Annotated in this window: 23 protein-coding genes and 2 pseudogenes; 20 read left to right on the top strand and 5 right to left on the bottom strand. The window is 62.0% G+C overall.

Annotated features, from left to right (window positions below; all coding sequences use genetic code 11):
* Positions 1 to 915, top strand: a complete 915-nt coding sequence (locus ACW8PS_RS02815) for an MBL fold metallo-hydrolase (RefSeq protein WP_491525746.1) — start codon at positions 1 to 3, stop codon at positions 913 to 915.
* A gap of 24 nt (positions 916 to 939) precedes the next feature.
* On the top strand, positions 940 to 1347 hold the full coding sequence (locus ACW8PS_RS02810) for a metallopeptidase family protein (RefSeq protein ID WP_491525745.1): 408 nt from the start codon (positions 940 to 942) through the stop codon (positions 1345 to 1347).
* A gap of 23 nt (positions 1348 to 1370) precedes the next feature.
* On the opposite strand, the gene ACW8PS_RS02805 is transcribed toward ACW8PS_RS02810, so the two are convergent.
* Positions 1371 to 1679 carry a hypothetical protein gene (locus ACW8PS_RS02805; protein ID WP_491525744.1) on the bottom strand — a complete coding sequence of 103 codons (309 nt, stop codon included), beginning with the start codon at positions 1677 to 1679 and terminating at the stop codon, positions 1371 to 1373.
* Positions 1680 to 1734: 55 nt separating this feature from the next.
* Positions 1735 to 2115: a VOC family protein gene (locus tag ACW8PS_RS02800; protein WP_491525743.1), complete on the bottom strand. Its 381-nt coding sequence runs from the start codon at positions 2113 to 2115 to the stop codon at positions 1735 to 1737.
* Between the two features lie 80 nt (positions 2116 to 2195).
* Here ACW8PS_RS02800 and soxR point away from each other — a divergent pair, with 80 nt between their 5' ends.
* Positions 2196 to 2645, top strand: coding sequence for a redox-sensitive transcriptional activator SoxR (gene soxR, locus ACW8PS_RS02795; RefSeq protein WP_491525742.1), 450 nt, complete (start codon positions 2196 to 2198; stop codon positions 2643 to 2645).
* A 100-nt stretch (positions 2646 to 2745) separates the two neighbouring features.
* On the opposite strand, the gene ACW8PS_RS02790 is transcribed toward soxR, so the two are convergent.
* Positions 2746 to 4404, bottom strand: a complete 1659-nt coding sequence (locus tag ACW8PS_RS02790; RefSeq protein ID WP_491525741.1) for an NAD+ synthase — start codon at positions 4402 to 4404, stop codon at positions 2746 to 2748.
* A gap of 205 nt (positions 4405 to 4609) precedes the next feature.
* Between ACW8PS_RS02790 and ACW8PS_RS02785 the strand changes: the two genes are divergently transcribed.
* The 9 genes from ACW8PS_RS02785 (at position 4610) to ACW8PS_RS02745 (ending at position 15274) form a co-directional block, all read left to right on the top strand.
* Positions 4610 to 6133, top strand: coding sequence for an MORN repeat-containing protein (locus tag ACW8PS_RS02785; protein WP_491525778.1), 1524 nt, complete (start codon positions 4610 to 4612; stop codon positions 6131 to 6133).
* On the top strand, positions 6126 to 6566 hold the full coding sequence (locus tag ACW8PS_RS02780) for a hypothetical protein (protein WP_491525740.1): 441 nt from the start codon (positions 6126 to 6128) through the stop codon (positions 6564 to 6566). The genes ACW8PS_RS02785 and ACW8PS_RS02780 overlap by 8 nt, the downstream gene beginning before the upstream one ends.
* Before the next feature lie 286 nt (positions 6567 to 6852).
* Positions 6853 to 8424, top strand: coding sequence for a 2-isopropylmalate synthase (locus ACW8PS_RS02775; protein WP_491525738.1), 1572 nt, complete (start codon positions 6853 to 6855; stop codon positions 8422 to 8424).
* A gap of 262 nt (positions 8425 to 8686) precedes the next feature.
* Positions 8687 to 9727 (top strand): rod shape-determining protein, encoded by a 1041-nt coding sequence (locus ACW8PS_RS02770; protein ID WP_491525737.1) that lies wholly within the window; start codon positions 8687 to 8689, stop codon positions 9725 to 9727.
* Positions 9728 to 9764: 37 nt separating this feature from the next.
* Positions 9765 to 10718 carry a rod shape-determining protein MreC gene (gene mreC / locus ACW8PS_RS02765; RefSeq protein WP_491525736.1) on the top strand — a complete coding sequence of 318 codons (954 nt, stop codon included), beginning with the start codon at positions 9765 to 9767 and terminating at the stop codon, positions 10716 to 10718.
* Positions 10711 to 11241: a rod shape-determining protein MreD gene (locus ACW8PS_RS02760; protein ID WP_491525734.1), complete on the top strand. Its 531-nt coding sequence runs from the start codon at positions 10711 to 10713 to the stop codon at positions 11239 to 11241. The genes mreC and ACW8PS_RS02760 overlap by 8 nt, the downstream gene beginning before the upstream one ends.
* A gap of 4 nt (positions 11242 to 11245) precedes the next feature.
* The gene (gene mrdA, locus ACW8PS_RS02755) at positions 11246 to 13192 is read left to right on the top strand and encodes a penicillin-binding protein 2 (RefSeq protein ID WP_491525733.1); all 1947 of its coding nucleotides are present in this window, start codon (positions 11246 to 11248) and stop codon (positions 13190 to 13192) included.
* A complete protein-coding gene (rodA, locus tag ACW8PS_RS02750; RefSeq protein ID WP_491525732.1) occupies positions 13189 to 14328 on the top strand; it encodes a rod shape-determining protein RodA in 1140 nt (379 codons plus the stop codon). Before mrdA ends, rodA begins: the two co-directional genes overlap by 4 nt.
* A gap of 10 nt (positions 14329 to 14338) precedes the next feature.
* Entirely contained in the window at positions 14339 to 15274 is a 936-nt protein-coding gene (locus tag ACW8PS_RS02745) for a 2-hydroxyacid dehydrogenase (RefSeq protein ID WP_491525731.1), read from the top strand.
* Positions 15275 to 15539: 265 nt separating this feature from the next.
* Here the strand turns inward: ACW8PS_RS02745 and ACW8PS_RS02740 are convergent, their stop codons facing one another.
* Both ACW8PS_RS02740 and ACW8PS_RS02735 read right to left on the bottom strand, forming a co-directional pair.
* On the bottom strand, positions 15540 to 16331 hold the full coding sequence (locus ACW8PS_RS02740) for an SseB family protein (protein WP_491525730.1): 792 nt from the start codon (positions 16329 to 16331) through the stop codon (positions 15540 to 15542).
* On the bottom strand, positions 16328 to 16921 hold the full coding sequence (locus ACW8PS_RS02735; RefSeq protein ID WP_491525728.1) for a uracil-DNA glycosylase family protein: 594 nt from the start codon (positions 16919 to 16921) through the stop codon (positions 16328 to 16330). Before ACW8PS_RS02735 ends, ACW8PS_RS02740 begins: the two co-directional genes overlap by 4 nt.
* A gap of 76 nt (positions 16922 to 16997) precedes the next feature.
* Between ACW8PS_RS02735 and ACW8PS_RS02730 the strand changes: the two genes are divergently transcribed.
* The 8 genes and pseudogenes from ACW8PS_RS02730 to ACW8PS_RS02695 form a co-directional block, all read left to right on the top strand.
* Entirely contained in the window at positions 16998 to 17336 is a 339-nt protein-coding gene (locus tag ACW8PS_RS02730) for an ArsR/SmtB family transcription factor (RefSeq protein WP_491525727.1), read from the top strand.
* Positions 17329 to 18360 (top strand): permease, encoded by a 1032-nt coding sequence (locus tag ACW8PS_RS02725; RefSeq protein WP_491525726.1) that lies wholly within the window; start codon positions 17329 to 17331, stop codon positions 18358 to 18360. The genes ACW8PS_RS02730 and ACW8PS_RS02725 overlap by 8 nt, the downstream gene beginning before the upstream one ends.
* 144 nt (positions 18361 to 18504) lie before the next feature.
* Positions 18505 to 19767, top strand: coding sequence for a Na+/H+ antiporter NhaA (locus tag ACW8PS_RS02720; RefSeq protein ID WP_491525725.1), 1263 nt, complete (start codon positions 18505 to 18507; stop codon positions 19765 to 19767).
* A gap of 206 nt (positions 19768 to 19973) precedes the next feature.
* Positions 19974 to 20633, top strand: a complete 660-nt coding sequence (locus ACW8PS_RS02715) for an ABC transporter ATP-binding protein (protein ID WP_491525724.1) — start codon at positions 19974 to 19976, stop codon at positions 20631 to 20633.
* On the top strand, positions 20611 to 22230 hold the full coding sequence (locus ACW8PS_RS02710; RefSeq protein WP_491525723.1) for a KpsE/RkpR family capsule polysaccharide export protein: 1620 nt from the start codon (positions 20611 to 20613) through the stop codon (positions 22228 to 22230). Before ACW8PS_RS02715 ends, ACW8PS_RS02710 begins: the two co-directional genes overlap by 23 nt.
* Positions 22231 to 22233: 3 nt before the next feature.
* Entirely contained in the window at positions 22234 to 23067 is an 834-nt protein-coding gene (gene kdsA / locus ACW8PS_RS02705) for a 3-deoxy-8-phosphooctulonate synthase (RefSeq protein WP_491525722.1), read from the top strand.
* Between the two features lie 20 nt (positions 23068 to 23087).
* Positions 23088 to 23417 (top strand): annotated as a pseudogene (locus tag ACW8PS_RS02700) (phosphomannomutase/phosphoglucomutase); the annotation flags it as partial.
* A 64-nt stretch (positions 23418 to 23481) separates the two neighbouring features.
* Positions 23482 to 23701 (top strand): annotated as a pseudogene (locus tag ACW8PS_RS02695) (mechanosensitive ion channel protein MscS); the annotation flags it as partial.

Genomic DNA, 23701 nt, shown 5'->3' with positions numbered 1-23701 from the left:
ATGTCCGACCTGACCCGCCGCAGCCTGATCACAACCGCCGCCGCCCTGCCGCTTTCGGGCCTCGCCGCCAAGGCGATAGCAGAGGCCCCGCCGCTGGGCGCGTTCTTTGCCCGGCACCGGCGCATCATATTGGGCAGTTTCGAGGTCACGACACTGTTGGCAAGCACCTCTGTGCGGGCCGACCCGCAGAGCATATTTGGCCAGAATGTCGATGCCGCTGAATTTGCGGCCGTCAGCGCAGAAAATTTTCTGCCCGCGACCGAGGCCCGGTTCTTCTTCACGCCGGTCGTGGTCAATACCGGCGCGCAGGTCATCCTGTTCGATACCGGCCTTGGTGCCGGTGGCATTACCGGGGCCCTGGCCGGGGCCGGATACCAGCCGGACCAGATCGACATAGTGGTGATCACCCATATGCATGGCGACCATATTGGCGGGCTGGTCGATGCCGGGGTGCCGACCTTTCCCAACGCGGCCTATGTGACGGGACAGGTGGAATATGATCATTGGGCCGGGGCCGGCAATTCCGGCTTCGATGGTAAAGTGCGCCCGCTGGCAGACCGCATGACATTCCTGGCACCCGGGCAGGATGTCGCCAGCGGCGTCACCTCGGTTGCGGCCTTTGGCCATACGCCCGGCCATATGGGGTATCATCTGGAAAGTGACGGCGCGCGGCTGATGCTGTTTGCCGATCTGGCCAATCATCCGGTCTGGTCGCTGGCCCGGCCCGATTGGGAGATGCGGTTCGACATGGACAAGGCTGCCGCCGCCGCCAGCCGCCGCCGGGTGCTGGACATGATCGCAACCGACCGTATCCCCGCCGTCGGCTACCACATGCCATTTCCCGCGCTTGGGTTTATTGACCGGCGCGAGGATGGATTCGGCTGGGTGCCGGAAAGCGGGCAGTTGATGGGCTGAGCGTTCTGCGCTCATACTGGGGCAATGATAGATTGGACCCACGCCCTGCCGCCCGACCTGCCTGCGTTTGAGGCCATGGCCCATGCGGCCCGCGCCGCTTTGCCCGCACCCTATGCGGACCTGGCCGCTGGCGTGGTGCTGCGGGTCGAGGATTTTGCCGATGACGACATGCTGGACGCGCTTGAGATCGACAGCCCCTATGCGCTGACCGGTCTCTATGACGGCATCCCGCTGACCGAAAAATCGGTGATGGATCAGCCGCATGGCCCGGATGTGATCTGGCTGTTCCGGCGCCCGATTCTGGAAGAATGGGCCGACCGGGGCAACATCGCGCTTGCGGCGCTGATTGCGCATGTCTTTGTGCATGAATTCGCCCATCATGTCGGCTGGTCCGACGCCGATATCGCCGCCATCGACCGCTGGTGGGAGTGATCACCAACCAAGACGGGCCCGCGTCAGCATGGTTCAACCGGCCACTGCGTCGCCAGATCGTGCAGCCCGGCGTGGATCAAATTACCCGACACGCCCCTGTCGATATCCGCCAGTTTGTTGACATAGACGCAGGACCGGCCGGTCTTGTGCTTGCCAAGGCGCGCCATAATGCCCGCGAACGCACCATATCCCGGCATGATGCAGATCGAGAGATTGGCCTTGCGCGGCGAAAACCCAGTGGCCGGAAAATCACCCTGTCGGCCCGAGGCACAGGTATGATGAAAGCGGCCATAGCCCACAAACGGCGGTGTCCTGTTCGCCGGGCCGCTCATGGTGCGGGCCCACCTGAGGGGCAAGGTATCATTGGAATTGCCCCGCGCCAGAATTTCAGGCGTAGCTGACCACCTCGATCTCGATCTGGTCCGGGCCGAGAAAATAGAAGCGATGCCCCGGCTCGTAATCGCCAAAGCTGTAGGGATCATAGCCGGCCGACCTCACCTTTGCCTCAACCCCCTGAATATCGCCCACGACAACGCCGATATGGTTCAGCCCGCCGGGGGTCAGGTAGCTGTTGGGGGCCGGGATGGCCCCGCCCCGGCTGTAGACCACGATATAGGAATGATCGCCACCGACATGGATCGAATAGCCATCCGATTTCGCGTCGCCTTGCCACCGGATACGCCAGTCAAAGAGATCGCAGAGCAGTTTTGCAGTCGCCTGCGGGTCACTGACAGTGACGTTTACATGTTCGAGAAAGGCCTGGGCCATGCGCGGTATCCTTCGGGTTGATTCGGGTGCCATGACTGTGGTGTAACCCCTCAAGTTGGCTTTAGCTCAAGGGGTTTTTCATGCGCCGTCCGAACGACATGCTGGCAATAGGCCGGATTTCCGAGCGCACCGGCCTGGCGGTATCGGCGATCCGCTATTACGAGGCCGAAGGGCTGATCCATCCGATCCGCACCGAGGCCGGGCAACGGCAGTTTCGGCGTTCCGATATCCGGCGGCTTTCATTTGTGAAGATCGCGCAGGAACTTGGGTTTTCGCTGGCCGAGATCAGGGGTGAGATGGCGAAGCTGCCCGAGGGGCGAACGCCAACCAAGGCCGACTGGGAAAAGATCAGCCGGATGTTCCGCAAGCGCCTGGATGCGCGGATTGCGGAATTGGAACGCACGCGCGACAGGCTGGATGGCTGTATCGGTTGCGGCTGCCTGAGCCTGAAAAGCTGTGCTTTGTATAATCCCGATGATGTCGCCGGGGCGCGCGGGGCGGGGCCGAGGAATATAATCGAGGCCGGGTGATTGCGGGGATGGATCGGATTGCTGTGCAATCCGATCCGGGTGGGGGCCCTGCCCCCACACCCCCGAGGTATTTTGACCAAGATGAAAGGGAAAGTGGCGGTCAGCTGTTGTCGCGCCAGCTGTTTGCAATCGGATAGCGGCGATCGAGCCAGAAGGCCTTTTCGGACAGGCGCACGCCGGGGGCCGATTGGAAGCGTTTATATTCCGAAATGTAGAGCAGGTTTTCGATTTTTTTCACTGTGGCCCGATCATGGCCCATGGCAACGATATCGGCAACCGAGGCTTCCTTGTCGATCAGCATTTCAAGGATCTCATCCAGCACCTCGTAGGGCGGCAGGCTGTCGCTGTCTTTTTGATCGGCGCGCAATTCCGCAGTGGGTGGCTTGTCGATCACACGCGGCGGAATGACCTGCCCCGCCGGGGCCTTCATCCAGGGCCGGTGATTGGCGTTGCGCCAGCGGCAGGTCTGAAACACGCGGGTCTTATACATGTCCTTGATCGGGTTATAGCCGCCGGCCATATCGCCGTAGATCGTGGCGTAGCCCACCGCGACTTCGGATTTATTGCCGGTGGTCAGCAGCATCGCGCCGAATTTATTGGACAGCGCCATCAGGATCACACCGCGCAGGCGGGACTGGATGTTTTCCTCGGTCAGGTCTGGTTCGGTGCCCGCAAATAGCGGCGCAAGCGCATCTGTCATCGCCGCGCGGGGGCCGGAAATCGGCACCGTGTCGAGGCGCACGCCGAGGTTTTTCGCCACTTCAGCGGCATCATCGAGCGAAGCCTGTGACGTGTATTCCGATGGCATCATCACGCAATGCACGTTTTCCGGGCCAAGGGCATCGGCGGCGATGGTTGCCACGATCGCCGAATCAATGCCACCGGACAGGCCGAGCAGAACCCGGGCAAACCCGGTCTTGGCCAGATAGTCGCGCACTGATTCGACCATGGCGCGATAATCCGATTCCCAAATGTCGGGCAGCACGGCCTTTTCGCCCTCGACCGCGCGCCAACCCTCTGCGGTGCGGTAGAAATCCACATGCGCCAGCGCCACATCGAAGGCCGGCATCTGGTGGCACAGCACGCCGCCGGGGTTGAGCACGAAACTGGCCCCGTCGAACATCTGATCATCCTGGCCCCCGGTCAGGTTCAGATAGACCAGCGGCAGGCCGGTTTCGATCACGCGCGCCACCGTCACCGCCTGCCGGATACCCATCTTGCCGCGATGATAGGGCGACCCGTTCGGCACCAGCAGAATATCGGCACCGCTTTCGGCCAGGGTCTCGCTTACATCCTCGAACCAGACATCCTCGCAGATCGGCACCCCGATGCGCAGCGGGCCAACCGAGACAGGGCCTTGCGGGGTGCCGGCGTGGTAGTAACGTTTTTCGTCAAACACGTTGTAATTCGGCAGATGCTGCTTGAGAATCTGCGTGGTGACTTTGCCCTCCCGCAGGATGAAATAGGCGTTGAAGGGCTTGTCCGGGCCGGGCCAGGGGCCGCCGATACCGATCACCGGGCCGTCGGCGCAATCGGCGGCCAATTGCTTCAACACCCGCTGCACATCCATCGCAAAAGCCGATTTGCGGACCAGATCCTGCAACTGATAGCCGGTGATGAACATCTCGGGGAAGGCGATCATATCGGCCCCCGCGGCCTTGGCCTCGGCCCAGGCATCCCGGGCCTTGGCGGCGTTGTCCTCAAGCGCGCCGACGGTGGCGTTCAGTTGCGCAAGGGTCAGGCGGAATCTATCGGACATGCGGGCTTCCTTGGGGTCGGGTCGGCCCCGCTTTTAGCAGATCATCGCCTGCCGCCAAGCCGCCATTGGCAAAAGAGATTGCGGGGTTAACGACCCTCCACTAGGTTAGGCTCGGGCCTAACAACAACCTCCCCAAAGGAGATATCAGGTGAGCCAAACAGGTGCAGGCACCCTTCGGCGGGTTTTTTCAATCTCTTGCATTGCCATGATGCTGGCCGGTGCCGCAGGCGCACAGGACAGCGGTGAGGTCGAGATCTTTCAATATGAAGGCGGCGGTATCTATGAGGGCACCTTCAGGGGCGGGGTCCAGCATGGCACCGGCACCTATCGGCTGCCCAACGGGTATGAATATACCGGCGAATGGGTGGATGGAGAGATCCTGGGCCAGGGCCGCGCGGTGTTTCCCGATGGCTCGATCTATGTCGGCAGCTTTGTGGCGGGGCGCCCCGAAGGGTTTGGCCTGATCACCTTCGCCGACGGGTCGACCTATGAGGGCGAATGGGCCGAGGGTCGGATCAATGGCACCGGTCTTGCGCTTTATGCCAATGGCGTGCGCTATGAGGGCGGGTTCCGCAACGCGCTTCACCATGGCCAGGGCACCATGACCAGCCCCAATGGCTACCGCTATGAAGGGGCCTGGGTGAACGGGCTGAAACAGGGGCTCGGGCGCATCTCCTACCCGGATGGTGCCATCTATGAAGGCAATTTCGAGGCTGGCCAGCGCTCCGGGCAGGGCCGCCTGGAGATGCCCGATGGTGTCATCTATGAAGGGGAATGGAGCGAGGGCCAGATCAACGGCACCGGCACGCTGACGCAACCCAATGGCGACGTCTATGAGGGCCAGCTGGTCAATGGCCAGCGCCAGGGCCGGGGCATCGTGCGCTATGCCAATGGCGACCGCTACGAGGGCGATTTCGCCAATGACCGCCGTCATGGACAGGGCGAATTCCGCGGCGTCGACGGGTATCTTTATGTCGGCCAATGGATCGATGGCCGGATCGAGGGAGAAGGCCGCGTGACCTATCCCGATGGCTCGGTCTATGAAGGCACGTTCCGCAATGACCTCGCGCATGGGCGCGGCACCATTACCTATGAAGATGGCTCCACCTATGAAGGCGATTGGGTCGAGGGCGTGATTCAGGGCTTTGGCATTGCCACCTTCACCAACGGTCTGGTCTATGAAGGCCAGTTCCTGAATGCCCGCCAGCATGGCCAGGGCGTCATGACCAATGCCAACCCCGATTATGACCCCGAGGCCGCCGCCGCCGCCATTGCGGCCGGCAACAGCTATGACGTGCCGCAGTTTCTTTACCGCTATGAGGGGGCCTGGGCCGATGGCCTGCGCCACGGGCAGGGCATTGCCACCTATGAGGATGGCACCGTCTATGAGGGCGGCTTTACCGCCGGCCAACGCGACGGCGAAGGGACGTTGACCATGCCCGACGGGTTCACCTATTCCGGCGAATGGCAAAACGGTGAGATCAACGGCACCGGGCGCGCGACCTATGCCAATGGCGATGTCTATCAGGGGCTGTTTGTGAACGGCACCCGCCAGGGCACGGGCACGATGACCTATGCCGCGACCGATGGCGAGGCGGCGCGCGTGGTGCAGGGCAATTGGGAAGATGGCCGTCTGCTCAGCTCCGCAGACACGCCAGAAGATGAAAACCCCGAAACGCCGCCCGAAGACGCCGAACCCGAAGCCGCGGATCCAGCCGGAAATGGCTGATACCGGGGGTGCGATCAGGCTGTCATCGGGGTCAATTTCGCTTGCTTTGCTGATCGCTTGCGTGCCCGAAACAACCACCACAGAGACCCGCCCGCCTGACCCAGACTACGACGCGCAGGCCTATATCAGGCAAAGCTATTCGGACCGGTTGGAATGCGCGCCGACACTCAGCCGCATGGTGGAAACCGTAACCGTGCTGGAGGAAATGGCATCCTGCCCGGCAGACTGGTATAATGAATCAGCCACCCCCTGCCTGCAGATCGAACATGAAAACGGTATGCGGACGCTGCTTCCCCAGGGTCTGGTCGGGTTGCAGGCCATCGGAACCGGCGCGCGGCGGGTGCGCGTGGCATCGCTCAGCTATCCTGAAATGCCCTATTGCATCCCGACCGATACCCGACTGCCCAACCTGATCTATGTGGAACCGGCCTGAGCCTCATTCTGGGCCCCGGGCTGCCCGTCCTTGTCCGCCCGGAACAGGATGCGCGCGCTCTTTGACAAAAAACCGCTTTCCATCGCTGGCTGCGGCGGTAATAATCCACCCCATGACGACGCACGCGCATATCACAGCCCCTGTCGCCCCGTTGGGCGATCTGTCCACGCGCGCGCTTCTTCTCCTTAGCCTGCTCTGAGCGTGCCTTTCGGCGCGACCGCTCAGAGGGGAACCAGCGCCGAAAATCCACGCATATATCCAGGCTGAGACCAAGGACACCAAACCCATGACTACTGACAAGAACCGCGTCGTCATTTTCGACACCACCCTGCGCGACGGCGAACAAAGCCCCGGCGCCACCATGAGCCATGCCGAGAAGCTGGAGATCGCGGGCCTGCTGGATGAAATGGGCGTCGATATCATCGAGGCCGGGTTTCCGATTGCCTCCGAAGGCGATTTCGCCGCCGTGTCCGATATTGCCAAAACCGCGCAACGGGCCGTGATCTGCGGCCTGGCCCGCGCCAGTTTCAAGGATATCGACCGCTGTTGGGAGGCTGTGAAACACGCCCGCTTTCCGCGCATCCACACCTTCATCGGCACCTCGGAGCTGCACCGCGCCATTCCGAACCTGACCATGGATGAAATGGCCGACCGCATCCACGACACCGTGACCCATGCGCGCAATCTGTGTGACAATGTGCAATGGTCGCCGATGGATGCGACGCGAACGGAATGGGATTACCTGTGCCGCACGGTCGAGATTGCCATCAAGGCCGGGGCCACCACGATCAACATCCCCGATACCGTGGGCTACACCGCCCCCGTCGAATCCGCCGATCTGATCCGCCGCCTGATCGAAACCGTGCCCGGCGCCGACGAGGTTGTTTTCGCCACCCATTGCCACAATGATCTGGGCATGGCGACGGCCAACAGCCTGGCCGCGGTGGCGGGCGGCGCGCGCCAGATCGAATGCACCATCAACGGCCTGGGCGAACGCGCCGGCAACACCGCGCTGGAAGAGGTGGTGATGGCGCTCAAGGTCCGCCATGACATCATGCCCTGGTCCACCGGCATCGACACCACCAGGCTGATGAATATCAGCCGCCGGGTGGCCGCTGTCTCGGGCTTTGCGGTGCAGTTCAACAAGGCCATCGTCGGCAAGAACGCCTTTGCCCACGAGTCCGGCATCCATCAGGACGGCATGTTGAAAAACGCCGAAACCTTCGAGATCATGCGCCCCGAGGATGTCGGCCTGGCTGAGACCAACATTGTCATGGGCAAGCATTCGGGCCGCGCCGCGCTGCGTTCCAAACTGAAGGATCTGGGCTATGATCTGGCCGACAACCAGCTCAATGATGTGTTCGTGCGTTACAAGGCGCTGGCCGACCGCAAAAAGGAAGTGTTTGACGACGACCTGATCGCGCTGGTCACCGATGCCGGGGCCTCGGATGCCTCCGACCAACTGGAGGTCAAGTTTCTGCGCGTCATCTGCGGCACGCAAGCGCCGCAATCAGCGGATCTGACCCTGCGCGTGGGCGATACCGAACATCAGGTCACGGCACAGGGCGACGGGCCGGTGGATGCGGCGTTCAACGCGGTCAAGATGATCTTTCCCAATGATGCGCAGTTACAGCTCTATCAGGTCAGCGCCGTGACTGAAGGCATGGATGCGCAGGCGACAGTATCGGTGCGAATCGAGGAAGACGGCCGCATCGCCACCGGCCAATCGGCCGATACCGATACCGTGGTTGCCAGCGTGCGCGCCTATGTGAATGCGCTGAACCGGCTGATCCTGCGGCGCGAAAAGATGGGCGGGTCCGATATGAAGGAAATTTCCTACAAAGATACCGGCAGTTGAAGCCCGGCGGGCAGACAAGGCCGTGTTGGCTGCCCGCCCGAGCCGTCGCCCGCGCGGCACTGTCCCGGCCCCGAGGGCGGCGCGGATATGGGCCGCATTGCCGCCACATGCCCTGTTTCCCGGCCGAGCCCGGCAAGAACGCGCTGACCTTTCCGCTTATCGCCCTTTACGTAATCGGGCCGGGGTGACTATATGCAGCCCGATCCGGGTGCTCTGAGTCTCTTGCGCGCCCTCTTGGACTCACAGCAGGATAGCGCCCAAAATGGTCTTTGGATTAGGCAGCCTTTTTTCCGCCGATATGGCAATCGATCTCGGCACCGCGAACACGCTCATCTATGTAAAGGGCAAGGGCGTCGTGCTGAACGAACCTTCCGTCGTGGCCTATCAGATCAAGGATGGCGTCAAGAAGGCATTGGCCTTCGGTGAGGACGCCAAACTGATGCTTGGCCGCACGCCGGGCTCGATCCAGGCCATCCGCCCGATGCGCGACGGCGTGATCGCCGATTTCGACGTGGCCGAAGAAATGATCAAGCATTTCATCCGCAAGGTCCATAAACGCTCCACCTTTACCAAGCCGAAAATCATCGTCTGCGTGCCGCATGGCGCGACGCCGGTGGAAAAACGCGCCATCCGGCAGTCGGTCCTCAGCGCCGGTGCGCGCAAGGCGGGGCTGATTGCCGAACCTATCGCGGCCGCCATTGGTGCCGGCATGCCCATCACCGACCCGACCGGGTCGATGGTGGTCGATATCGGCGGCGGCACCACCGAGGTGGCTATCCTCAGCCTGGCCGATATCGTCTATGCCCGCTCGGTCCGGGTTGGTGGCGACCGCATGGATGAGGCGATCATCGCCTATCTGCGCCGCCAGCAGAACCTTCTGATCGGCGAAGCAACCTCGGAACGTATCAAGACCTCGATCGGCACCGCACGGATGCCCGATGATGGCCGCGGGGCGTCAATGCAGATCCGCGGACGCGATCTTCTGAACGGCGTGCCCAAGGAAACCGAGATCAACCAGGCCCAGGTGGCCGAGGCGCTGGCCGAGCCGGTGCAGCAGATCTGCGAGGCGGTGATGAGCGCGCTGGAGGCGACCCCGCCCGACCTTGCCGCCGATATCGTTGACCGCGGCGTCATGCTGACCGGTGGCGGTGCGCTGTTGGGTGAACTTGACCTGGCGCTGCGCGAGCAGACCGGGCTTGCCATTTCGGTTGCCGATGAAAGCCTGAATTGTGTTGCATTGGGCACCGGCAAGGCGCTGGAATACGAAGACCTGTTGCGCCACGCAATCGACTATGACAGCTGACCATCGCCTGAACCGCAACCCCGACGCATAGGACCTCATGGCCCGAGAAAGCGCCGATACCAGCCATGTCCGCCCCGTCCGGCGCCTGCTGATGACGGTTCTCATCCTGTGTCTTGCTGTGCTCGTTCTGGTCTGGCGCATCGACAACCCCCGCGTTGAACGGCTGCGCAGCGCGGTCACCGACCGGATCGTGCCCAATCTTGAATGGGTGATGGCCCCGGTCACGGCGCTTGGTCGTATGGTCGATGATTTCCAGAGCTACGCCCGGCTTTATGAACAAAACGCGGAACTCAGGCGCGAATTGCAGCAGATGCGCACCTGGCGCGAGGCGGCCTTGCAACTGGAACAGGAAAATGCCCGGCTGCTGGACCTGAACCGGGTGCAGCTTGACCCTGAACTGACCTTTGTCACCGGCCTGGTGCTGGCCGATAGCGGATCACCGTTCCGCCGCTCGGTGCTGCTGAATGTGGGCGCGCGGGACGGCATTCTCGATGGTTGGGCCACGATGGACGGTCTGGGTGTCGTGGGCCGGATTTCCGGCGTTGCCGAAAACACCTCGCGGGTGATCCTGCTGACCGATTCGAACAGCCGCATTCCGGTGACCGTCCTGCCATCGGGCCAGCGCGCCATTTTGATGGGCGACAATTCCGCCGCGCCGCTGATCGAGTTTCTGGACGCCGCCGAGGATATCGCCGCCGGTGACAGGGTGATCACCTCGGGCGATGGCGGCGTGTTTCCGGCCGGGCTTCTGGTAGGTCAGGTGGTGATCGACCGGGACGGGCAGCTTCGGGTGCGCCCCTCGGCCGATTTCTCGCGTCTCAATTTCCTGCGCGTGATGCGCAGCCATCCGGGCACCGCGCTGTCCGATCCCGGCGGCTTGATCGGCCCGCCCTGGCCGCTGATGCCCGCAAACGGCGCGGATGAGCCAACGCCAGAGGCCCCCGCCGAAACGACGCAATCCGACCCGCATTCCGAGACAAGCGATGGCTAGAAAGACACCCCCGCGCCGGATCTGGACATATCGCGGAATTTACCTTGGCCTCGGTCTTGGCGTCATATTCTTCCGCATCCTGCCGCTGGAAACCGGCACCCCGGGCCTGCCGGGGCCAGATATCATCCTTGCCGTCACGCTGGCCTGGATCTTGCGCCAACCCGCCGCCGTGCCGGTCGCCGCAATCGTGTTTTTGTTCCTTCTGGGCGATTTTCTGCTGCAACGACCCGTCGGCCTCTGGACTATGCTGGCACTGATGGCGGTCGTGGCCCTGCAAAATCGTCGCGCGGCCCTGACCGAGGCACCTTTCCTTGTGGAAATGGCCATTATCGCGGGGATGATCCTGGCCATGATTGTGGCCCAACGGCTGATCCTTTGGGTGCTGTTTACCGACCAGCCGAGCCTGGGCCTGGTCCTGATGGAGGGGCTTGCTACAATTGTGATCTATCCGATTGTGGTCTTTGTCTCGAAATTCCTGCTCGGAATGGATAAGTTGCCACTTGTCGATCTTGAGGCCCGGTGACGCAATGAAACGCAATCAGAAGGTAACCGAGGACAGCGCCCGCAAAGTGGGCCGCCGCGCCGTGATCATGGGCGGCACCATGCTGGCGACCGGGGCCGTGCTGACGGCACGAATGCAGTATCTGCAGGTCCAGCGCGCCAGTGATTATCTCCTTCTGGCCGAAGAAAACCGGATCAACATCCAGCTTTTGCCGCCTGCACGCGGGCTGATCTACGACCGGGTCGGGCGGCTGGTGGCCGGCAATGAACAGAATTACCGCGTGGTCATGGTGCGCGAAAACGCCGATGACGTAGAGGCCGTGCTGGAGCGTCTGTCGCGTCTCGTCAATCTGGACATGGCGGCCATGGCGCGCGCTCTGGACGAAATCCTCGACCGCGCCCCTTTCGTCCCCGTGACCATCGCCGACCGGCTCAGCTGGGAGGAATTCTCCGCTGTCGCCGTCAACGCGCCGTCGCTGCCCGGTATCACGCCCGAGGTGGGGTTCAGCCGCATCTATCCGGTTGGATCCGATCTTGCCCATATCACCGGCTATGTCGGCCCGGTTTCAGCATATTATCTCGAATCCACCGGCGATACCGACCCGGTCCTGCAAATCCCCGATTTTCAGGTTGGCCGCTACGGGCTGGAATCCCGGATGGAGGATAATCTGCGCGGCCAGACAGGCACCCGCCGGGTTGAAGTCAATGCCGCCGGTCGCATCATGCGCGAGCTGGACCGCGTGCCCGCGACCCCCGGCGATGATGTGCAACTGACGGTCGATGCAGGTCTGCAGAACTTCGCCAAGGCGCGGCTGGCCGGTGAAAGCGCGTCCGCCGTCGTGATGGATGTTCAATCCGGCGAGATTGTCGCCATGGCCTCGTCCCCGGCCTTTGACCCCAACCTTTTCGTGCGCGGCATCTCGGTGGCGGATTATGCCACCCTGACCGAAGACCCCTACCGCCCGCTGGCCAGCAAGACGGTGCAGGGCACCTACCCGCCCGGATCGACCTTCAAGATGATGACCGCACTGGCCGGCCTTGAGATGGGTCTGATCGACCCCGAGGAGCTGATCAACTGCATCGGCTATATCGAGCTTGGCACCCGCCGCTTCCATTGCTGGAAACGCCGCGGCCATGGCCGAATGGACATGAATAACGGTCTCTCTCAGTCCTGTGACGTCTATTATTACGAGCTGTCGCAGCGCGTGGGGATCGACGCCATCGCTGCCATGTCGCGCCGCTTTGGTCTTGGCGAACACCATGAACTTCCCTTGTCCGGCGTATCTGAAGGGCTGATCCCCTCCCGCGAATGGAAACGCGCCAACCGCGGCGAGGATTGGGTGGTCGGCGATACGCTCAACTCGACCATCGGGCAGGGCTTTGTGCTGGCCTCGCCACTGCAACTTGCCATCATGACAAGCCGCCTTGCCACCGGCCGGGCGATCCGGCCGCGCCTTGTGCGCACCATCAACGGCGTTTCCACCCGCATGGATGAAGGCGGCGATCTGGGCCTTGATCCTGCCAATCTGGAGATTGTCCGCCGCGGCATGTGGTCTGTCACCAATCACCCGCGCGGCACCGCCTATCGCACGCGTTCCATCGCCGAAGGCTTCGAGATCGCAGGCAAATCCGGCACCAGCCAGGTCCGCAATATCACCATGGCCGAACGCGCAACAGGTGTCCTGGGCGATGACGAGCTGCCCTGGAACCGGCGCGACCACGCCTTGTTCGTGGCCTACGCGCCCGCCGACAACCCGCGCTATGCCGTCAGTGTCGTTGTGGAACATGGCGGCGGCGGATCCACCGTCGCTGCCCCGATCGCCCGCGACATCTTGTTGCGCGCCCATTTTGGTGAAATGCCCCCGCTATCCGCCTATCCGGTGGGTCAGCGCCGCGATATCGAACAATTGCAGAACCAGATGGACCTGCGGTCGTTCGATCTGCCTGAGGAACCCGGGCGGATCCGGGCATGAGCTTTCTCGAATATTCGCAAAAATCCACGCCCTCGGGGCTCAGCAAGGTGCTGTATCTCAACTGGGCGCTCATCTTGCTGATCCTTGCCGTTTCCGGGGTCGGGTTCATGATGCTCTATTCCGTTGCCGGCGGCTCGATGCGGCCCTGGGTCACGCCGCAACTTCAGCGCTTTGTGCTCGGGTTCGCGGCGATGCTGTTTGTGGCGTTCACGCCGATCTGGTTCTGGCGCAACATCTCGGGCGTGGCTTATGGCACGTCGGTCCTGCTTTTGTTGATGGTCGAAATCATGGGCTCGGTCGGGATGGGCGCGCAGCGCTGGATCGATCTCGGTTTCATCCGTCTGCAACCCTCGGAACTGGCCAAGATCACTGTCGTGATGCTGCTGGCGGCCTATTACGACTGGCTCGATCCGCGCCGCATCTCGCGGCCGCTCTTCGTGCTGATCCCGGTAGTGTTTATCCTGGTGCCAACCTTGCTCACACTACGCCAGCCTGACCTTGGCACCGCCATCCTGCTGCTGACCGGCGGCGCGGCAGTGATGTTTCTGGCCGGGGTCCACTGGGCCTATTTCGGGGCCGTGTTCGCCGCCGCCATGGGGATGGTTGTCGCCGTGTTCTATTCGCGCGGCACATCCTGGCAGCTGTTGCAGGATTATCAGTATCGCCGCATCGACACCTTCCTTGATCCCTCGATCGACCCGCTTGGGGCGGGCTATCACATCACGCAAAGCCAGATCGCGCTCGGCTCGGGCGGCTGGACCGGCCGGGGGTTCATGCAAGGCACGCAAAGCGGCCTTGATTTTCTGCCCGAAAAACAGACCGATTTCATTTTCACCACATTGGCAGAGGAATTCGGCTTTGTCGGGGCTGTTTCCCTTCTGGCGCTCTACCTTCTTATCCTGCTCTTTTGCATCACCACCGGCCTGCGGACCAAAGATCGCTTCGCATCATTGGTCACACTTGGGGTCGCGGCAACGTTCTTTCTCTATTTTGCGATCAACATGGCGATGGTGATGGGTCTTGTCCCGGTGGTCGGTGTGCCCCTGCCAATGGTCAGCTATGGCGGATCGGCGATGCTGGTGGTTCTGGTGGCCTTCGGGCTGGTGCAATCGGCCCATATCCACCGCCCGCGCTGAAAGGCAGGCTATGATGCCCACAATCCTGTTTGCCGCCTTGTCCGAGCGCTGGAAAACCTATGAACCGCATCTGCGCGCCGCATTGCAGGCCGAAGGTCTGGGCGATGCGGATCTCGGCACCGATTGCGACCCGGACATGGTGGATTACATCATCTACGCCCCCAACAGCGCCGTGCAGGATTTCGGGGCCTTCCCGCGCCTCAAGGCCGTGCTCAGCCTCTGGGCCGGGGTCGAAGGCATCGTCGGCAATGACACCTTGCGCGTGCCGCTGACCCGCATGGTCGATGCCGGCCTGCGCGAAGGCATGGTGGAATGGGTCACCGGCCATGTGCTGCGCCATCATCTGGGGATGGACAGGCATATCCATGGTCAGGATGGCATCTGGCGCGCCGACGTGCCGCCGCTGGCGCGCAATCGCAAGGTTGCCATACTGGGCCTTGGCGCGCTCGGCACCGCCTGCGCCAAGGCGCTGGCGGCGCTCAATTTCGACACCAGCGGCTGGAGCCGCAGCCCCAAATCACTGGCGGGCATCAAGACCCATCATGGCGCAGACGGCCTCGATGCCTGTCTTTCCAGCGCTGAAATTGCCGTGCTGCTCTTGCCCGACACTCCGGCCACGGAAAACACCCTGAACGCGCGCACGCTTGGCGTGATGCCAAAGGGCGCGGTGATCCTGAATCCCGGTCGCGGCCCGCTGATCGACGATGAAGCCCTGCTGGCCGCGCTCGATACGGGCCAGATCGGCCACGCCACCCTGGACACGTTCCGGGTTGAACCGCTGCCGCCCCACCACCCGTTTTGGGCCCATCCCCGCGTCACGGTCACCCCACATATCGCATCTGAAACCCGGCCCCAAACCGCATCCGAAAGCATCGCCCGCAATATCGCGCGCGCTGAAGCCGGCCAGCCATTGCTGCATCTCGTCGATCGCAAACTGGGGTATTGACCCAGGCCAATCTGCGGCCACAACCCCGTCTTCTTCTTTGCAAAAATACTCGAATCCACCACCCGAAATACCGCGCCACGCCAACATTGGCACGCCGGAACCCCACCGCCCATCCTGCGCCAGCATATGCACCGGTTGTGCACGCCTGGTGCACAGGGTGTGACATGGAAATTTCGCGCCGACCCTCGCCGCAAACCCATGGCAATGCGGCGCAAGGATGGCTCCCGAAGGGGGCTTGACGCGGGCCGCCCCCGGGGCGCACCCATCAGCGCAATCTGGGCGGCTTTTCCGGGTCCATCCCCGGTCCGAATCCCGGCATTTCCGTTGCGCGTTCAGCGACCGGCAGATCAAACCGCAACCCGACCCGCGCCAGCCTGGCACAGATCGGATCGGAGGCCTTGAAGAACCCGACATCGATCACCCCCGCCTCGATGCCGGAAAAAATCAGCGCTTCGCCCGCGGCCTGCGCCAGGGCCGGTTCCGCCCCCGGCACCGGATCGATGATCGCCAGCAAATGCGAGGCCCGCCCGCCGCGATAGGTGACCGCACATAAATACGCCATTCGCGCCAAGCCTGCCGCCATGGCAAGCTTGGTGTCCAGCGACGTGATCACCGCTTCCGGCAGGCCCACCGGCGGCCGGATTTCTTCGGGCAGTTCCTCGACCTCTTCGGGCCCCGAGCCCAGCGTCTCTGACAGCCAGTCAACCGCCTCGCCCGGGATCAGGATCGAGGAGGGCGCGCCCAGATTGACCGCCATTCCGATCCCCGAACCCGCCAGCATCAGCGCAATATTTCGCCCCGAAAGAACCGCAAGCGCCGCCACCCCGGCGGAAAATTCGGCCAACCGTTCCTCGCGGTCGAACACCAGCACGAACTCCTGATCCTCAACCGGGAATATCTGCGGAGCTATGTCCTCTTCACCCGGTTCCTCGACCAACAGCAAGAACAGTTCGGCATCCGCCATTCGCTCATAAAACCGCAGCCGCAGGGCCTCATCTTCGGGGGCAGCATCCATCGCCGCAAAGGCGCGGTCCAGCGCCGTGGGGGTTTCGCTCATGTCTTCAGAACCTCTTTCAGGCGGGCGCGCAGGGCCGGCAACAGCTCAGCCTCGAAGCACGGGTTTTTCCGGATCCAACCGGTATTGCGCCAGGACGGATGCGGCAAGGGGAAGATGGCGGGCGCATGGTCGCGCCACGCGCCCACCCGGGCCGCAACAGTGGCCTTGCCCGGCAGATGCCAGGCCTGCGCATGGCCGCCAACCAGCAAGATCAGCCGAATATCAGGCAGATACTGCAAGACCGCAGATCGCCAGGTTTTCGCACATACCGGCGGCGGCGGCAGATCGGAGCCACGCGCATCATAACCCGGAAAACAAAACGCCATCGGCAAAATGGCGATGCGGTCTCGGTCATAGAAAACCGCCTCATCGACCCCCATCCAGTCGCGCAACCGGTCCCCCGACGGGTCGCTAAAGGGCCTGCCCGAAACATGCACCCGCGCGCCCGGTGCCTGCCCCGCAATCAACACCCGCGCGTTTTGCGACAGCCAGACCACCGGGCGCGGTTCATGGCCGGTTCTGGTCACCGCAAAGCGATCTGCGCAGAGACGGCAGGCAGAGATTTCCGAGATCAGCGCGTCAAGGGACATGACCGCACCAAACCCCGCCACGCCTGGAATGAAAACCCTCTGGACATGGCCTTTTTAATTCTATATTTATAGAATCATGAAAATGATAACCAATGCCCCCGCCCATATCGTTGCCGCCACCGCCTTTGCGGCGCTCGGCTCGGAACACCGGCTGACCATTCTGCGCCGCCTCGTGCGCGCCGGGCCAGACGGCGTTCCAATGGGCAGATTGGGCGACAGTGTCGGCATTACAGGGTCGGTCCTGACCCATCATCTGAAACAACTGGTCAGCGCCGGGCTTGTCATTCAACGACGCGACGGGCGGCGGATCCTTTGCGCGGTCGATTATGACCAGATCCGCGCGGTTTCCGATTACCTTTTGCAGGAATGCTGCGCCGATAACAGCCCCAACGAGCAAGCCGGCCAGCATGGCTGATCTTACGCAATCTCCGGCCCCTTTGCGCGGTTTGGCGGGCCGGATCGACAAGGTCCTTTTGACCTGTCTGGCCATCGCGGCGGGCATCTTCCTGCTGGACCGGGCCGCGTTCTGGCCGTCAATGTCCAACGCGTTTTCCAGCCTTGCCAGCACCGCCCCCTTCATCCTGTTCGCGGTCGCCGCCATCGGAGTGATGCGGGCCTCAGGTTCGGAACGGCTGATGGAAGGGGCCTTTGAGGGCCGCGAGATGCGGATGATCGTGCTTGGCGCATTGGTTGGCGGGTTGTCGCCCTTCTGTTCCTGCGAAGTCATTCCCTTTGTTGCGGCTTTATTGGCGGCAGGCGCGCCGCTATCGGCCGTCATGGCCTTTTGGCTGGCCTCGCCGCTGATGGACCCGGCCATGTTCGCAATCACCACCGGCGCGCTCGGGGCCGATTTCGCCATTGCCAAGACCATTGCCGCCGTCGGGATCGGCCTGATGGGCGGGTTTTCCGTCAGCATATTGTCGAAATCGGCCTTCTTCGCCGATCCGCTCAAGGCGCAGACACCATCGGGCTGCGGGTCGTGCAACAGCGGCCCGCGCCTGACACTGAACTGGCGCTTCTGGCACGAGGCCCCGCGGCGGCGCATCTTTACTGATGCCGCCTGGAGCAACCTTCTGTTTCTCGGCAAATGGCTGCTGCTGGCCTATCTTCTGCAAGCGCTGTTGATCCGCTACGTGCCGGCGGCCTGGATCGGAACCACATTGGGCGGTGACGGTCTTGGCCCGATCCTGCTGGGGGCCGTCCTGGGCGCGCCCGCCTATCTGAATGGCTATGCAGCCGTGCCGCTGATTGCGGGCCTGCTGGAACAGGGCATGAGCAATGGGGCCGCAATGTCCTTTGTGATTGCCGGCGGCGTCAGTTCCATCCCCGCCGCCGTTGCGGTCTGGGCGCTGGTCAAACCGCGGATTTTCGCCGCCTATCTCGGGTTTGCCACTACCGGTGCCATAATCGCCGGGATCATCTGGGGTGGCATTGCCTGACCCTACCAGCGCGATCTACCGGGTATCCCGAAGGTCGCGCGCAGTTCCCTGGCAGTTCCCGCATATTGCGCTTGGTCAAAAGTTGCATTGTCCAAGCAAGCCCCATCCGCTATCTGACCGCGAAAGGACAAGCGGAGGGGCCTGATGTATCGCGTCTGGAATTTTGTCACCAACTATTCCCTGTTCCTGATCGGTGGAGCGATCATTGCCCTGATTTGGGCGAATACGAACCCGGAAGGCTATCACGAGTTTCTTGAGATCGTTCTGATCGAAGACTTCTTCATCGGCGTCCTGGAGGAAAACGAGCTTGGCGAAATGGTGCGCGTGCTGACGCTGCATTACTTCGTCAACGATGTTCTGATGGCGCTGTTTTTTGCCATTGCCGCCAAAGAAGTGTGGGAGGCCGTGATCCTGAAAAACGGCAGCCTGCGTGGCCGAAAAGCGGCAACACCGCTGTTTGCGACGGCTGGCGGCATGTTCGGCCCCATTCTGGTCTATCTTGGAATAGCGGTCGTGATGGGGTCCGAGACCTATGATGCTGTTGCCAATGGTTGGGCCATTCCTACTGCGACCGATATCGCCTTTTCCTACCTTGTGGGCCGCATGGTCTTTGGTGCCGGTCACCCGGCGGTGCGGTTTCTGCTGCTGTTGGCGATTGCCGATGACGCGGCGGGGCTGTTGATTTTGGCGATCTTCTACCCTTCGGGCGAACTGGCACCGCAATGGCTGCTGCTCAGCCTTGGCGCGACCGTTGCGGTTTATTTCCTGTTCAACTGGCTGCCGCGCCGGATGGACAAGGGCGATCAGCTTCGCACCCGGTCAACCTTCGTGCGCAAAGTATTCAGCTTCTGGCCCTACGCCATCGCCGGCAGCCTCAGCTGGTATGGCTTTCAGGAAAGCGGGCTGCATCCCGCGCTTGGCCTGTTGCCCATCGTGCCCGCCATTCCGCATGCCGATCGGGCCTTTGGGTTATTTGCCGATGCGGAACGTCATTTACATGACCTCCTGAACAAGATGGAGCACGCGCTGAAATACCCGGTCGAGATTATTCTGGGCCTGTTCGGGTTGATGAATGCGGGGGTCGAGTTTTCCGCCATCGGGTCTGCGACCTGGCTGGTTCTGGCCGGTCTGCTGATCGGAAAGCCTCTGGGGATATTCCTCTTCGGCTGGATTGCCGCGCGCCCGCTTGGCCTGGGCCTTCCGAACGGCATGCGCCTCATCGATCTTGTCGTGATCGGCTGTGTGGCGGCAATCGGCTTTACCGTCTCGCTGTTTGTGGCTTCGGTGGCTTTCGACTCCGGGCCGGTGCAGGACGCCGCAAAAATGGGCGCGCTCCTGAGCTTCTTTGCCGCGATTATCGCCTTCATCATGGGCAAGTTGCTGAGGGTCCAAAAGAAAGATATCTGAGCCGCTGCTTTTTGACCCTCCGCCAGATGCAGCCTTCGGGGGGGCATTTTGCAGGCGATTGTCCAATTGCCGCACAAAATGCGGGTTGGCGCTATGAAAACACGGCCGTGTTGGACATAATGGTGCCCAATTGATCGCTTACATCTCCTGTTCATAAGCCCCGCGCTAAAAATGGGGCATGGATATGGCAGCAGTATAGGGCAACGATGCTCGAATTTCGAAACGTCTCCAAGTCCTTCTGGACTGGCACGCAGCGCAAGGTGATCCTTGATCGCGCGTCGTTTCGCGTTGAAATCGGCCAATCGCTTGGCATTCTCGCCCCCAACGGCACCGGTAAATCGACCGTTATCAACATGATGGCGGGGCTGGAAAAGCCCGACGAGGGCGAGATTGTGCGCGGCTGCCGGATCTCGTTCCCGCTTGGCTTCATGGGCGGCGTCATCAGCAAGCTGTCGGCCACCGAAAACTCCCGCTATATCGCGCAGCTATACGGGCTGGACCCCGATTACATTGAGGCGTTCTGCCGCTGGTTGTGCGATCTTGAGGAATATTTCGACCGCCCCATCGGAACCTATAGCCAGGGCATGAAAGCGCGATTCCAGTTTGCGCTGATGCTGGCGCTGGAATTTGATATATATCTGATCGACGAAGGCATGCCGCGCACGACGGACGCCGAATTCAATCGCAAGGCGGGCGGTATTCTGGCCGATCGGCTGGCCAGCTCGACCGTGGTCATCGTGTCGCATCAGGCCAAGACGCTGGAAAAATTTGCGAATAAAGCTGCTGTTCTGAAAGACGGCCATTTCTACCAGTTTGACACGCTCGAAGAAGCAAAGAGACTTTATGACTATGAAACCCAAGGGTAGGAAGTTCCGCATCAGGCGCACCGGCACATCACCCAACACAGGTGAAACCCGGCAACCCGACGCAGCCGGTTCCGACAGCGAAGACGGCTTTGGCCCCGGCGCGTTCCCCGGCTCGGCGGCGGCCAAAGCCGACAGCCAACCGCCACAGACCCTGTCGATCGAGCAGGAACTTGCAGCGATCCGTCAGGAAGGACTGACCGGGCGGCAATTGCGCATGGCGCGCCGCACCGCGCAAAAACACGGGCTGCAACCGGCCTCGGATTTCGATGCCGTGCGCCTGTTGCGCCGCCAGGGCATCGACCCGTTCGAACGCTCCAACATGCTGGAGCTGGTGGTCAATGAAGGCCAGCAGAAAACCAATGCGCCGCGCCTTCCCGCGACTGTGCGCCAGCCTTCCGTCCCGGCCCCGGCAACGGCTGCGCCCCCCCCCACACTGGATGAGGCGACCCGGGCGCAGGAAATTCTGCGCATGCAGCGCGATATTGCCGCCCGCCGCCGCAAACGGCTGATCCTGCTTGGCGCGCGGCTGCTGGTGTTTGTGCTGCTGCCAACCATGTTTGTGGGCTACTATTTCTACGCTGTCGCGACGCCGTTCTATGCGGCCAATTCGGAATTTCAGATTCAAAAGGCAGAATCGTCCAGCCCCGCAGGCGGCCTTGCTGGCCTCTTTGGCGGCACGACATTTGCCACGGTGCAGGATTCGATTGCAGTGCAAAGCTTTCTCGAAAGCCGCGAAGCCATGCGGCTGATCGATGCGGAACTGGGCCTGCGCGAACATTTCTCTTCCCCTGATATCGACCCGCTGAATCGGCTGGCGCCTGATGCGTCTGAGGAAGACCTCTATGACCTGTATTCCCGCAACCTGACAATTGGATACGACCCGACCGAAGGCCTGATCCGGATGGAAGTCGTGTCCGCCGACCCGGCCCTGTCCGAGGCCTTTTCCAACGCGCTGATCAGATATGCCGAAGAGCGCGTCGGTCAGATGGCGCAGCGCCTGCGCGGCGACCAGATGGAAGGCGCAAGAGACAGCTATGAAGAGGCCGAAGCCAACATGATGGCCGCCCAACGGCGTATTGTCGCCTTGCAGGAGCAATCCGGCATCCTCAGCTCAGAAGCCGAGGTTGGTGCGTTGTTTAGCCAGATCTCCACTTTCGAGATCCAGTTGCAGCAGGAACGCTTGCGCCTGGCCGAACTTCAGTCGAACTCCCGCCCCAACCAGACCCGGGTGGAAGTGGCCGAACGCAATATTCAACATCTTGAGACCCTGATTGCCAGCTTGCGCGCCTCGATGACCGGCGGAGAGACGAGCGAAATATCGCTGGCGCAGATATCTTCGGAACTCATTGTGGCCCAGGCCGATCTGCAAACCCGGCAACTGATGTTGGCCCAGGCCCTGCAACAGCTGGAAAGCGCGCGGATCGAAGCCGGTCGGCAATCGCTTTACCTGACGGTCAGTGTGAACCCGGTGGCCACAGACGAGGCCGCCTATCCGCGCAAGCTGGAGAACACGATGCTTGCGTTCCTGATCTTTTCGGGGCTTTACCTGATGGTGTCGATGACGGCGTCCATCCTCCGGGAACAGGTATCTGCGTAAACCATGAAAACCATTGAGATCGGGAAGATCAGCCTTGGCAATGACCGCCCCCTGACGGTCATTGCCGGCCCCTGCCAGCTGGAAAGCCGCGACCACGCCCATATGATTGCAGGCCGGATGGCCGAGATCTGCGAAGCGGCGGGCGCGCAATATGTGTTCAAGGCCAGTTTCGACAAGGCCAACCGCACCAGCCTGTCGGGCAAACGTGGCCTGGGCATGGATGCGGGGCTGACAATCCTGCAAAGCGTCCGTGAGGCGTTTGGCTGCCCTGTCCTGACCGATATCCATACTGAGGCGCAATGCGCGCCGGTGGCCGAGGCTGCCGATATCCTGCAAATCCCCGCCTTTTTGTGCCGCCAGACCGATCTGTTGATCGCGGCCGGTGAAACCGGGGCGGCGATCAACGTGAAAAAGGGGCAGTTTCTGGCCCCCTGGGATATGCTCAATGTCATTTCCAAGCTGGAAAGCACCGGCAATACCCGCATCCTGCTGACGGAACGCGGCACAAGTTTCGGCTATAACACGCTGGTTGCTGACATGCGCGCCCTGCCCCAGATGATGCAGTCGGGCTACCCGGTGGTGATGGACGCGACCCATTCAGTGCAGCAGCCGGGCGGACAAGGCGGGTCATCCGGCGGGCAGCGTGAATTTGCGCCGGTGATGGCGCGCTGTGCCGTGGCACTTGGCATTGCCGCCGTCTTCATCGAAACCCATGAAGCCCCCGATACCGCGCCCTCGGACGGGCCAAACATGATCCCGCTGGATCAGATGGGTGCGTTGGTGCAAGGCCTGATGCAGTTCGATCAACTGGCCAAGGCAGATCCGATCCGGATCTGACCGGACGGAGCCGCCCCGTGACCTGCGCCACCCCCATGATGTCGCCCCATTGCCCCGATACCGAAAAATACCAAGTGCTGGCCCGGCTGGTCGGAAACCTGCAGGCGCCGCATGCGACCGGCGGTCGGTTGGGGAGGCGCAAGATTGCCGATATCGGCACCGTCCACGGCGCGCGCGTGATGCTGGACAATGGCGGTTGGGGGCTGGTCCGGGCTCCCTCGAACACTCCCAATCTGGTCGTGGTCTGCGAAAGCCCCGAAAGCGCCGATGAGATGCGGGCAATCTTCGCCGATCTTGATGCCGTCATCCGCACCGAGCCATCGGGGGGCGATTACGACCAGACAATCTGACTTTCCCCGGGTCCGCGAAGCCCTTAGGATCATCGGGAAATTCTGATTTCAACCGGTGATTGCCATGCGATATATTCTTTTCCTGTTCCTGCTTGCCCTGCCCTTTTCGGCATTCGCGCAGGGCACAACCCAACCTGACAGCATCATTTCGGTGGAAAACTCGGTCCAGCAGGACGCCGCAATGGCCGTGCGCATTCGCGAGATCATCCAACAGCTCGACGGCTATGATGCTGTCGCCGTCTATGTCTCCGACGGGATCGTCACCCTGCGCGGCACCACATTGG

This window comes from Alterinioella sp. (assembly GCF_058343375.1).
Note: the sequence above shows the minus strand (reverse complement) of the source record. Positions and strands in the feature narration are given on the sequence as shown.

What these genes read in the sequence shown, in the direction of transcription:
- ACW8PS_RS02815 (WP_491525746.1), top strand. Translation starts at nt 1, where the DNA reads ATGTCCGACCTGACCCGCCGCAGCCTGATCACAACCGCCGCCGCCCTG.
- ACW8PS_RS02810 (WP_491525745.1), top strand. Translation starts at nt 940, where the DNA reads ATGATAGATTGGACCCACGCCCTGCCGCCCGACCTGCCTGCGTTTGAG.
- ACW8PS_RS02805 (WP_491525744.1), bottom strand. Translation starts at nt 1,679, where the DNA reads ATGAGCGGCCCGGCGAACAGGACACCGCCGTTTGTGGGCTATGGCCGC.
- ACW8PS_RS02800 (WP_491525743.1), bottom strand. Translation starts at nt 2,115, where the DNA reads ATGGCCCAGGCCTTTCTCGAACATGTAAACGTCACTGTCAGTGACCCG.
- soxR (WP_491525742.1), top strand. Translation starts at nt 2,196, where the DNA reads ATGCGCCGTCCGAACGACATGCTGGCAATAGGCCGGATTTCCGAGCGC.
- ACW8PS_RS02790 (WP_491525741.1), bottom strand. Translation starts at nt 4,404, where the DNA reads ATGTCCGATAGATTCCGCCTGACCCTTGCGCAACTGAACGCCACCGTC.
- ACW8PS_RS02785 (WP_491525778.1), top strand. Translation starts at nt 4,610, where the DNA reads ATGATGCTGGCCGGTGCCGCAGGCGCACAGGACAGCGGTGAGGTCGAG.
- ACW8PS_RS02780 (WP_491525740.1), top strand. Translation starts at nt 6,126, where the DNA reads ATGGCTGATACCGGGGGTGCGATCAGGCTGTCATCGGGGTCAATTTCG.
- ACW8PS_RS02775 (WP_491525738.1), top strand. Translation starts at nt 6,853, where the DNA reads ATGACTACTGACAAGAACCGCGTCGTCATTTTCGACACCACCCTGCGC.
- ACW8PS_RS02770 (WP_491525737.1), top strand. Translation starts at nt 8,687, where the DNA reads ATGGTCTTTGGATTAGGCAGCCTTTTTTCCGCCGATATGGCAATCGAT.
- mreC (WP_491525736.1), top strand. Translation starts at nt 9,765, where the DNA reads ATGGCCCGAGAAAGCGCCGATACCAGCCATGTCCGCCCCGTCCGGCGC.
- ACW8PS_RS02760 (WP_491525734.1), top strand. Translation starts at nt 10,711, where the DNA reads ATGGCTAGAAAGACACCCCCGCGCCGGATCTGGACATATCGCGGAATT.
- mrdA (WP_491525733.1), top strand. Translation starts at nt 11,246, where the DNA reads ATGAAACGCAATCAGAAGGTAACCGAGGACAGCGCCCGCAAAGTGGGC.
- rodA (WP_491525732.1), top strand. Translation starts at nt 13,189, where the DNA reads ATGAGCTTTCTCGAATATTCGCAAAAATCCACGCCCTCGGGGCTCAGC.
- ACW8PS_RS02745 (WP_491525731.1), top strand. Translation starts at nt 14,339, where the DNA reads ATGATGCCCACAATCCTGTTTGCCGCCTTGTCCGAGCGCTGGAAAACC.
- ACW8PS_RS02740 (WP_491525730.1), bottom strand. Translation starts at nt 16,331, where the DNA reads ATGAGCGAAACCCCCACGGCGCTGGACCGCGCCTTTGCGGCGATGGAT.
- ACW8PS_RS02735 (WP_491525728.1), bottom strand. Translation starts at nt 16,921, where the DNA reads ATGTCCCTTGACGCGCTGATCTCGGAAATCTCTGCCTGCCGTCTCTGC.
- ACW8PS_RS02730 (WP_491525727.1), top strand. Translation starts at nt 16,998, where the DNA reads ATGAAAATGATAACCAATGCCCCCGCCCATATCGTTGCCGCCACCGCC.
- ACW8PS_RS02725 (WP_491525726.1), top strand. Translation starts at nt 17,329, where the DNA reads ATGGCTGATCTTACGCAATCTCCGGCCCCTTTGCGCGGTTTGGCGGGC.
- ACW8PS_RS02720 (WP_491525725.1), top strand. Translation starts at nt 18,505, where the DNA reads ATGTATCGCGTCTGGAATTTTGTCACCAACTATTCCCTGTTCCTGATC.
- ACW8PS_RS02715 (WP_491525724.1), top strand. Translation starts at nt 19,974, where the DNA reads ATGCTCGAATTTCGAAACGTCTCCAAGTCCTTCTGGACTGGCACGCAG.
- ACW8PS_RS02710 (WP_491525723.1), top strand. Translation starts at nt 20,611, where the DNA reads ATGACTATGAAACCCAAGGGTAGGAAGTTCCGCATCAGGCGCACCGGC.
- kdsA (WP_491525722.1), top strand. Translation starts at nt 22,234, where the DNA reads ATGAAAACCATTGAGATCGGGAAGATCAGCCTTGGCAATGACCGCCCC.